Origin of the sequence: Proteus sp. fly-1089, from assembly GCF_040138965.1 — a bacterium.
GTDB classification, from domain to species: Bacteria; Pseudomonadota; Gammaproteobacteria; order Enterobacterales; family Enterobacteriaceae; genus Proteus; species Proteus vulgaris_B.
In genome coordinates, this window is the sequence record NZ_JBEETS010000014.1 from 1 (window position 1) to 4299 (window position 4299).

Genomic DNA, 4299 nt, shown 5'->3' on the forward strand with positions numbered 1-4299 from the left:
AGTTTTACCGTGGTCAACGTGGCCGATAGTACCAACGTTAACGTGCGGTTTTGAACGTTCAAATTTTTCTTTAGACATTTAAATTGTCCCTCTAAGACACGGAATCGGTGGTTACACCACATCAACCAAGCAGTAAGTAAATTAGCGATTTGCTATTGCTTGTTAAGATTTTAATCAGGGAGGCAAGAACATGAAGGAGTGGTGCTGATAGGCAGATTCGAACTGCCGACCTCACCCTTACCAAGGGTGCGCTCTACCAACTGAGCTATATCAGCACATCTGGAGCGGGCAGCGGGAATCGAACCCGCATCATCAGCTTGGAAGGCTGAGGTAATAGCCATTATACGATGCCCGCAGAACTCGGCTACCTGACTTAAAATCAGCTTTGTATTCTACTCAAGAGTTTACTATTTGAAAACACTTAAGTAAGGAATTAATGGTGGTGGGAGAAGGATTCGAACCTTCGAAGTCTGTGACGGCAGATTTACAGTCTGCTCCCTTTGGCCGCTTGGGTATCCCACCAACTAAATTTTAATGGTGCCGGCACCAAGAGTCGAACTCGGGACCTACTGATTACAAGTCAGTTGCTCTACCAACTGAGCTATGCCGGCTAAGTGGTGCGCATTCTAGGAGGACTTTCATCATGATGCAACAAAAAAATTGCGATATTTGTTCTTTTGCTTAGATTTTGTTCATTTTTGATTGAATTGTTGATTTTTTAGGAAAAAAACGACCAAAATGACAACAACAATTCAGGATAAATTCGAATTCTAATTTATCTTTTAAGCCCTTAAATTTATTGTACTCAATAAATTTTTAGAAAAAAATTCATTACGCACTCACTAGTCTACGCTAAAAAATAATTTTCATGTCTATTTTTTATACTTTTTTTACAAATTTATTCAGTTCGCGTCAAAAAAAGTAGAAAAATTTTAAAAATATCTACGCCAATGAAGCATGACTCGTTATGATGCTGTTTATTTTTTATCGGATACGGGTGTTTTAAACAGCCTGTCCAACCTGCGAAGACTAGGCAGATGTTGGCTTATGAATAACAAAGAACGCTTTATAACCCCTTATTTAGAATTTGACAGAAAGCACTGGGCAACGTTAAGAGACTCCGTTCCTTTAACGCTAACAGAGAAAGAAATTGCAGACTTAAAAGGAATTAACGAAGAAATTTCCATTGATGATGTTATTGAGATTTATCTTCCTCTTTCAAGATTACTCAATTTTTACATTAGCTCTAACTTACGCCGTCAAGCCGTCTTAGAGCAATTTCTTGGCACAAGAAGCGCTAAAATTCCATATATTATTGGTATCGCGGGCAGTGTTGCTGTTGGTAAAAGTACGACAGCTCGCTTGCTACAAGCACTTTTAACGCGTTGGCCAGAACATCGTAAAGTAGATTTAATTACTACTGATGGTTTTCTTTTACCTAATGCAGAGTTAAAGAAACGTGGGATAATGAAGAAAAAAGGATTTCCTGAATCCTATGATATGCATAGCCTCGTCTCTTTCGTTTCTGATATAAAATCAGGTAAGAAACAAGTGACAGCTCCTGTCTATTCTCATTTAGTGTATGACATCATTCCTGATAAGAAACAGGTTATTGAGCAACCTGACATCTTAATTCTTGAAGGATTGAATGTATTACAGAGCAATCAAGATTATCCTCATGATCCACATAATGTTTTCGTATCAGATTATGTAGATTTCTCTATTTATGTTGATGCTGAAGAAGAATTACTAAAACACTGGTATATCAGTCGCTTTTTAAAATTTAGAGAAGGTGCGTTTACTGATCCTGAATCGTATTTTAATAATTACTCTAAATTAAGCAGAGAAGAATCTATAGAAATAGCCTCATCCATTTGGCAAGAAATTAATGGATTAAACTTAAAACAAAACATTTTGCCCACAAGAGAGAGAGCAAGTTTGATCTTAACCAAAGGCCATAATCATACAATTAGTAATGTTAGATTACGTAAATAAAACTGAACAATTATTTACTAATTTCTTCTAGTTCTAAATAGATTTAATAATATAAATAACAAAAAAGCTTTCCCATTAGAGAAAGCTTTTTCAATTCAGACATTCGACGCAATTTAAAACATTACGATGCACTTCTTAGTGAAATTTCACCACCTATATAAGGTGTAATTTTACCATCTTGCTCTAAAAGTAAAGCTCCTTGATCATTAATACCCTTAGCAATACCAAAGATTTCTTTTTCACCAATAATGAGCTTTACCCGTCTATGCATAAAATTATCTAAACTTTTCCAACGTTCTATAAAGATAGATAACCCTTGTTTTTCAAACTGAATAAATGCTTCTCTTAATGCATTAGTAATTTCACAAGCAAGTTCATTTCTGTCAATCCTAATACCAACTTGCTCTAAATTAATCCATTGTTGGTTAATTACTTCATTTTGATTTTTACTCATCGCAATATTGATACCAATTCCCGTTACAATATGAGCAACATCACCCGTCTTCCCTGTTAATTCAACAAGAATACCTGAAAGCTTTTTATCATTTAAATAGAGATCGTTAGGCCATTTTACTTTAACGCCATCTGCACCAAGTTTTTGCAATACTTCGGCCATAATAACGCCAACAACCAAACTCAGCCCTATTGCTGCTGCAGGTCCTTGATCGAGTTTCCAATACATACTCAAATATAAATTTCTACCAAAAGGCGAAATCCATTGGCGTCCTCTTCTACCTCGTCCAGCAGACTGATATTCAGCAATACAGACATCACCCGATTTTAATTCGCTAATACGTTGGATTAAATACTGATTTGTAGAATCTATAACAGGAATAACGCTAGCCGGCTCACCTTTAATATTCTGATTCACAATATCTGCGTTCAGTAAGTTCATTGGCGCATCTAATTGATAACCTTTTCCTGCAACCGTCTGAACGTCGATACCCCAGCTACGCAATGTCTGAATATGTTTATTAATGCCTGCACGAGTCATTCCTAAACTTTCGCCTAATTGCTCTCCTGAATGAATATTTCCATCAGCAAGAATTTTAATTAATAATAAAGGGGTTGGTGTTTCTTTCATGAAATAGCATCCACAGCATTGATTTCACCATATTGGCCAATAAAGCGAACTTCTGGCTCTAATTTTACACCGAAGCGTTCTGAGACTTTCTGGCGAATATATGCAGCTAAGCTCACAATATCCTTACCTGTCGCATTGCCTTCTTTATTAATAAGTACCAGCGCTTGTTTAGTGTGGACTGCCGCACCACCAATTTGATGCCCTTTAAGACCACATTGATCAATCAACCAACCAGCGGCAAGCTTCACACCATCTCGCTGTACATATTGAGGACAAAATGGATATTCTGTTTTTAATTGTTGTGCAATACGAATATCAACAATCGGATTTTTAAAAAAGCTTCCAGCATTACCCGTTATTTCTGGATCTGGTAGCTTGCTCGTTCTCATTAAGCATACAGATTCGAACACATCCTTTGGTGTAACAGTTTCTAATGATAATTTTGATAAATCACCATAAGTAAGAATAGGTTCCCATTTTTTACTTAGTAGTAAACCGACAGCAATAATAGCAAAGCCTTGCTGATAATGATGTTTGAAAATGCTATCGCGATAACCAAACTCACACTCTTCATTTGTTAGTCGGCTAATATTACCTGTACTTAATTCAACAATGTCAACATAGGCACAAACATCTTTCAGCTCTTTACCATAAGCACCAATATTTTGTATTGGCGCAGAACCAACATTGCCTGGGATCAACGCTAAATTTTCCAGCCCATAGATGTTTTTTTCTAACAGATATTCAATAAGCGCATGCCAACTCTCGCCAGCGCCAACATGAACAGACCAATATTGTGCATCTTCAGTAATTTCAATACCTGCAATACAGTTACGGATAACAATACCATTAAAATCTTCAGTAAATAGTACGTTACTACCGCCACCTAGAATAAGGGTTGGTAATCTCTTCTCATGGGCATTTTGCCAATATGTACAAAGCTCATCTTTATTATTTGCAGTTTCTATTTGGTGAGCTTTTGCTCTCAAACCAAATGTATTAAATGCTTGCAATGAAACCGATTCTTTCATGAAAGTCTACCTCATTTAGCTGATAGCTTAGTTTAACAGCCAAGCATCGTCGAGGATAGCAAAGTGATAAGTGATTAGAGGAGAGAAAATATATTTGTATTTTAAATGTCTTAAACGCAAAAAAGCCAACCCATTGGGTTGGCTTTCTCGTCTTATTTAATGCCTGGCAGTTCCCTACTCTCACATGGG

Annotated in this window: 3 protein-coding genes, 4 tRNA genes and 1 pseudogene; 1 reads left to right on the forward strand and 7 read right to left on the reverse strand. The window is 36.6% G+C overall.

Features of this window, described 5'->3' with window-relative positions; genetic code table 11:
• From ABN080_RS18075 to ABN080_RS18095, 5 genes and pseudogenes are all read right to left on the reverse strand, one after another.
• Positions 1-78, reverse strand: a pseudogene (locus ABN080_RS18075) (GTP-binding protein); the annotation flags it as partial.
• Between the two features lie 121 nt (positions 79-199).
• Positions 200-275, reverse strand: a tRNA-Thr gene (locus tag ABN080_RS18080).
• 5 nt (positions 276-280) lie between these two features.
• Positions 281-355 (reverse strand) — tRNA-Gly (locus ABN080_RS18085).
• 82 nt (positions 356-437) lie between these two features.
• Positions 438-522, reverse strand: a tRNA-Tyr gene (locus ABN080_RS18090).
• Between the two features lie 13 nt (positions 523-535).
• A tRNA-Thr gene (locus ABN080_RS18095) sits at positions 536-611 on the reverse strand.
• Between the two features lie 436 nt (positions 612-1047).
• On the opposite strand from ABN080_RS18095, the gene coaA reads away from it, so the two are divergent.
• Positions 1048-1995 carry a type I pantothenate kinase gene (gene coaA / locus ABN080_RS18100; protein ID WP_072071181.1) on the forward strand — a complete coding sequence of 316 codons (948 nt, stop codon included), beginning with the start codon at positions 1048-1050 and terminating at the stop codon, positions 1993-1995.
• A 121-nt stretch (positions 1996-2116) separates the two neighbouring features.
• On the opposite strand, the gene birA is transcribed toward coaA, so the two are convergent.
• Both birA and murB read right to left on the reverse strand, forming a co-directional pair.
• Entirely contained in the window at positions 2117-3079 is a 963-nt protein-coding gene (birA, locus tag ABN080_RS18105; RefSeq protein ID WP_072071179.1) for a bifunctional biotin--[acetyl-CoA-carboxylase] ligase/biotin operon repressor BirA, read from the reverse strand.
• Positions 3076-4110 (reverse strand): UDP-N-acetylmuramate dehydrogenase, encoded by a 1035-nt coding sequence (murB, locus tag ABN080_RS18110; RefSeq protein WP_196554956.1) that lies wholly within the window; start codon positions 4108-4110, stop codon positions 3076-3078. Before murB ends, birA begins: the two co-directional genes overlap by 4 nt.
• Positions 4111-4299: the final 189 nt, after the last annotated feature.

Excerpts from the sequence above, each read along its gene's own strand:
- coaA (WP_072071181.1), top strand. The coding sequence starts at position 1,048 with ATGAATAACAAAGAACGCTTTATAACCCCTTATTTAGAATTTGACAGA.
- birA (WP_072071179.1), bottom strand. The coding sequence starts at position 3,079 with ATGAAAGAAACACCAACCCCTTTATTATTAATTAAAATTCTTGCTGAT.
- murB (WP_196554956.1), bottom strand. The coding sequence starts at position 4,110 with ATGAAAGAATCGGTTTCATTGCAAGCATTTAATACATTTGGTTTGAGA.